We start from the raw sequence: 4,311 nt of genomic DNA, 5'->3' as shown, positions 1-4,311 counted from the left end.
GTTCGCAGCGTGCTCGCCAGTTTCGCCGGCTCGGCACGCAGAAAGATCGTCACCGCGCCGAGAAGCAGCAGAAGCAACGCTACAAAAGCGATGATTGCGCCCATTATTTTCCGCCGCCCCGCAGATGCTCGATCATCAGCCGGTCTTCCGGCCTGCCCCTGGCTTCGAGCGCCTTCAACCCGCCGGTCGCATACACGGCGACGGCCGAAAGCAGCCCTGCCAAGGTCGTGGCAGCCCGCCGATCAAATCGGAACCAAGCCCCCTTGGAAAGCCGCGCAATCTCTTTGAACGCCTTTTCCGCGCCGGAATCATGGCCTTCCTGAAACACGAAGACAGGAACGCCATGAAGGCCGAGGCTGCCGGCCTTTTCGGCCAGATCGTCGATATTCTCTTCCATCGCGTCGCCGATGTAGACCAGCGCATTGACCTTGGCGGCCGCCGTCTGTTTCAGCGCATGCGTCAGGACCTTTCCGATCTGGGTGTGGCCGCTGCGGCATTCGATCCGCGTCATCAGCTGCTTCAAGGCATTGGTGTCGCTCACGAAAGCCGACGAACGGCACTCGCCGAGGCCGCGAAAATAAACCAGTTGCACGCTGAGGGTTCCGGCCTTGCCGACTGCGTCGAACATCTGGCCCTGCAGCGTGCAGGCCAGATCCCAGGTCGGCTGGCGGCTCATCGTCGCGTCGAGGGCAAGGATCAGCCTGCCCGAACCGGTCGCCGACGCGGCAAGTGTCCTCGCCTGACGAATGAAGGCGTCGATCTCGCCGGCGTTGGATTGAGGCTTGACCGGCGCAGGACTGGTCCTCGCTGGCACAGGCTGCTTCTTATCACTCATGAAAAACAAGATGTGGCGTTGCCACATCGCTTGCAAGCCCCACATCGGGCGGTGCAAAGGGCCAGGCGGTGATGCCACCTGGGGTCAGAGCAGACCGAGATCGGCCAGCTCGCGCCTGAGTTTCGGCGGCATCTCGATCAATCCGGCCTTGCCCTTGCCCAGATCGAGCGGCGCGTCCGCCGGTTTCAGGTAGCGCCAGCCCTGAAAAGCCCGGCGCGGCTGCCAGTCGGTGCGTACAACCTCGGGGTCGAGTATCAGATGGCAACGGCCTATGCCTTCACTGTCGGTGAACGGCCGGATTTCGGTGATCAACTGGCGGCACTGCACATTGCCTTTGATCACCCAATAGAGCGAACCGCCATCGGAAACCTCGGCGCCGCGTGTCGGCATCATGCGGGTGGTGTGATACTGCTCGACCGGCTCACCGGCGCGCCGCCGCTCGTCGAGGCGGAAGGCGATCCACTCTTCGAGATCCTCGACGCTGTCGCAGCCGACACAGAGTTTTATGAGATTGAGAGACATCGCTTAAGGTTAGTCCCGCACGCGAACGCGTCAACGACCGGATCGACTTCTCCACAGTGGCGGTTTAGGCCAGCCTTCAGCACTCCACGACGTTGACTGCAAGCCCGCCAAGGCTGGTTTCCTTGTACTTCTCGTTCATGTCGAGGCCGGTCTGGCGCATGGTCTCGATCGCCGCATCGAGCGGTACGAAATGGATGCCGTCGCCCTTGATGGCCAGTGACGCTGCGGTCACCGCCTTGACCGCGCCCAGCGCATTGCGTTCTATGCACGGCACCTGCACCAGCCCGCCGACCGGATCGCAGGTCATGCCGAGATGATGTTCGAGCGCGATCTCGGCGGCATTCTCGACCTGCTCGGGCGTGCCGCCCATGACGGCGCACAGGCCGGCCGCCGCCATCGCCGACGCGGAGCCTACCTCACCCTGACAGCCGACCTCGGCGCCCGAGATCGATGCGTTGGTCTTGATGATGCCGCCAACGGCGGCAGCCGTCAGCAGGAAATCACGAATGCTCGGCTGGTCCGCCTCGGGATGGAAATGCAGCCAGTAGCGCAGCACCGCCGGAAGCGTGCCGGCAGCGCCATTGGTCGGCGCGGTGACCACGCGGCCGCCGGCGGCATTTTCCTCGTTCACGGCCATGGCGTAGATCGACAGCCAGTCATTGGCGAGCAAAGGATTGGGCTTGTTCTGCTGCCACTGCTCCTGCAGCTTATCGTGCAGCATGCGGGCACGGCGGCGCACCTTCAGCCCACCCGGCATGATGCCATCCTGCGACAGGCCACGGTCGATGCAGCCCTTCATGGCGCTCCAGATTTCGTCGAGGCCGGCGTCGAGCTCCTCGCGCGTCATCTGCGTCTCCTCGTTGACGCGTTTCATGTCGGCGATGGAAAGGCCGCTTTTGCCGGCCATGGCCAGCATCTCGACCGCATTCTTGAACGGATAAGGCACTTTCTTGCCTTCGGTTGTCACCGAACCCTTGGCTTTCATCCGCTGCAGTTCTTCTTCGGAAACCACGAAGCCGCCGCCGATCGAATAATAGATGCGCTTGAGCAGCAGGCGGCCGCCGGCGTCATAGGCGTAGAACGCCATGCCGTTGGCGTGACCGGTGAGCGGCGTCTTGCGGTCCAGCACCAGATCGGTGGCCGGATCAAAGCGATAGGAGGGATGGCCGGGCGGCGAAATGCGCTTTTCGGCGGCGATGCGGCTGGCAATGCCATCGGCCTGGTCGGGATCGACCGTCTGCGGCGTCAGACCGGCAAGGCCGAGCATGACGGCGCGATCACTGCCGTGGCCAATGCCGGTGTAGGCGAGTGACCCGTGCAGGCTCGCGCCAAGCCGGTCAACCTTGACGCCCGCCGGACGCGGCCAGTCATTTCCCGCGACCTCGTCGAGAAACCGCGCAGCGGCGGTCATCGGCCCCATCGTGTGCGAACTCGAGGGTCCTATGCCGATCTTGAACAGGTCGAAAACCGAAAGGAACACGCGGCGTTGTCTCCTGGAGTCAGGTCGAGGACTACATATAGGAATTCCCACGATGTTTCCGCTCTTTTGGAAATCGCGGCGCTGCACCCGCCGACCTTGTTTGCTCCGGCAGCGACATTGGTACGATCGCTGTATGCGGACATCGAAGCGATTGCGCTGAATGTGATAAATTCAGTCCATGGGCGATTCCCTCGATCTTTCGACAGCCGATCTCGCGGCGCTGGCCTTCTTCCTCGTCGCGTGGCTGCTGCACACGTTCGCCTCCGATGGCAAGCTGGTCAGCCGCATATCGCTGACGACGGCGATGAATGCACAGCGGCAAGCCTGGATGCGGACCATGGCCGAGCGCGAGATCCGCATCGTCGACACCGCCATTATGAGCGGGCTGCAGCAAGGCACCGCCTTCTTCGCCTCCAGCTCGCTGATCGCCATCGGCGGCTGCTTTGCCCTGCTCGGCGCGTCCGACCGGGTTCTTGAAGTGCTCAGCGACCTGCCCCTGGGTGGCGCGCCGTCGCGCGCGGCCTTCCAGATAAAGGTGTTCGGGCTGGTGCTGATCCTGGCGTTTTCGTTCTTCAAATTCGGCTGGGCGTACCGGCTGTTCAACTATTGCACGATCCTGATCGGCGCCGTGCCGATCCCGCATGGCGAAGCCTCACGCAATCCGGTCACCGAAACGGCGGTGTGGCGTGCGGCGCAAATGAACATGCTGGCCGGAAAGCACTTCAACTCCGGCCTGCGCGGGGTGTTCTTCTCGATCGGTTATCTCGGCTGGTTCGTCGACCCCATGGTGTTCGTGTTGTCGACGCTGTTGCTGCTGGCCGTTCTGGTGCGGCGCCAGTTCTTCTCGGCCGCCAGGCAGGCGGTGATCGGTCAGCCGCCTGGAAAAGGCTGATCGATCCGGCCAGACAGCCAATAGGCAAAAAGCCCGATCCATTCGCGGATGGCCATGGTGGTGGCCTGCAGTGAGTCGGCCGGATTATCGCGGAACAGCCCGATGCCTTCTTTGCCCGAGGTGCGATAGTCGACCGGCCAGGGAACGGTGGCGAAGCCAGCCTTGTCGAACAGCGCCTTGGCGCGCGGCATATGGAAGGCTGAGGTCACGAGCAGCCAGGTCTCGCCGGGCTTCGGCGTGACCAACTCCTTGGTGAAGACCGCGTTCTCATAGGTGTTGCGGGATTTGTTCTCCAGGATCAGACGATCGGCGGCCACGCCAAGCGCGGTGAGCAGGCGCGGCGCGGTTGCGGCATCGCCCTCGCCATCGAGAAACAACGCGCCGGTGCCGCCGGAGACGACCACCTTGGCGGTGGGAAAGCGCCGGGCCAGAACTGCGGTCTCGACCATCCGATCGCCGCTGCTGTTCAACTCATAGCCGCCGCGCGCCAGATTGATGGCGCCCTCAAAGCCGCCGCCGAGCACGACGATGCCGTCGACCTTTGCCGGCAGCGGCGGCTTTGAGGGCGCCATCAATCTGGCG

Annotated in this window: 5 protein-coding genes and 1 pseudogene (1 of these 6 only partly in view); 1 reads left to right on the top strand and 5 read right to left on the bottom strand. The window is 63.4% G+C overall.

Annotation, left to right across the window (positions count from 1 at the left end; all coding sequences use genetic code 11):
* The 4 genes and pseudogenes from EOB59_RS07605 to EOB59_RS07590 form a co-directional block, all read right to left on the bottom strand.
* Nucleotides 1-104: pseudogene (locus EOB59_RS07605) on the bottom strand (DnaJ domain-containing protein); it reaches 614 nt to the left of the window's first position.
* Complete coding sequence (locus EOB59_RS07600) at nt 104-835, bottom strand: VWA domain-containing protein (RefSeq protein ID WP_164895605.1); 732 nt, start codon at nt 833-835, stop codon at nt 104-106. Before EOB59_RS07600 ends, EOB59_RS07605 begins: the two are co-directional and overlap by 1 nt.
* Before the next feature lie 84 nt (nt 836-919).
* The gene (locus EOB59_RS07595; RefSeq protein ID WP_128288087.1) at nt 920-1,357 is read right to left on the bottom strand and encodes a DUF1489 family protein; all 438 of its coding nucleotides are present in this window, start codon (nt 1,355-1,357) and stop codon (nt 920-922) included.
* A gap of 76 nt (nt 1,358-1,433) precedes the next feature.
* Nucleotides 1,434-2,837 (bottom strand): L-serine ammonia-lyase, encoded by a 1,404-nt coding sequence (locus tag EOB59_RS07590; protein ID WP_128288086.1) that lies wholly within the window; start codon nt 2,835-2,837, stop codon nt 1,434-1,436.
* 178 nt (nt 2,838-3,015) lie between these two features.
* On the opposite strand from EOB59_RS07590, the gene EOB59_RS07585 reads away from it, so the two are divergent.
* Nucleotides 3,016-3,729, top strand: a complete 714-nt coding sequence (locus EOB59_RS07585) for a DUF599 domain-containing protein (protein WP_127399310.1) — start codon at nt 3,016-3,018, stop codon at nt 3,727-3,729.
* Here the strand turns inward: EOB59_RS07585 and EOB59_RS07580 are convergent.
* Nucleotides 3,708-4,311: YdcF family protein (locus EOB59_RS07580; protein WP_164895604.1), on the bottom strand; the 604-nt coding region annotated here is incomplete at its 5' end. The genes EOB59_RS07585 and EOB59_RS07580 overlap by 22 nt on opposite strands.

The sequence above is a fragment of the Mesorhizobium sp. M7A.F.Ca.MR.176.00.0.0 genome (genome assembly GCF_004023165.1).
Taxonomy (GTDB): Bacteria; Pseudomonadota; Alphaproteobacteria; order Rhizobiales; family Rhizobiaceae; genus Mesorhizobium.
The sequence above is the reverse complement of the archived record's forward strand: the minus strand, read 5'-3'. Positions and strand labels throughout refer to the sequence as shown.

Excerpts from the sequence above, each read along its gene's own strand:
- EOB59_RS07600 (WP_164895605.1), bottom strand. The coding sequence starts at position 835 with ATGAGTGATAAGAAGCAGCCTGTGCCAGCGAGGACCAGTCCTGCGCCG.
- EOB59_RS07595 (WP_128288087.1), bottom strand. The coding sequence starts at position 1,357 with ATGTCTCTCAATCTCATAAAACTCTGTGTCGGCTGCGACAGCGTCGAG.
- EOB59_RS07585 (WP_127399310.1), top strand. The coding sequence starts at position 3,016 with ATGGGCGATTCCCTCGATCTTTCGACAGCCGATCTCGCGGCGCTGGCC.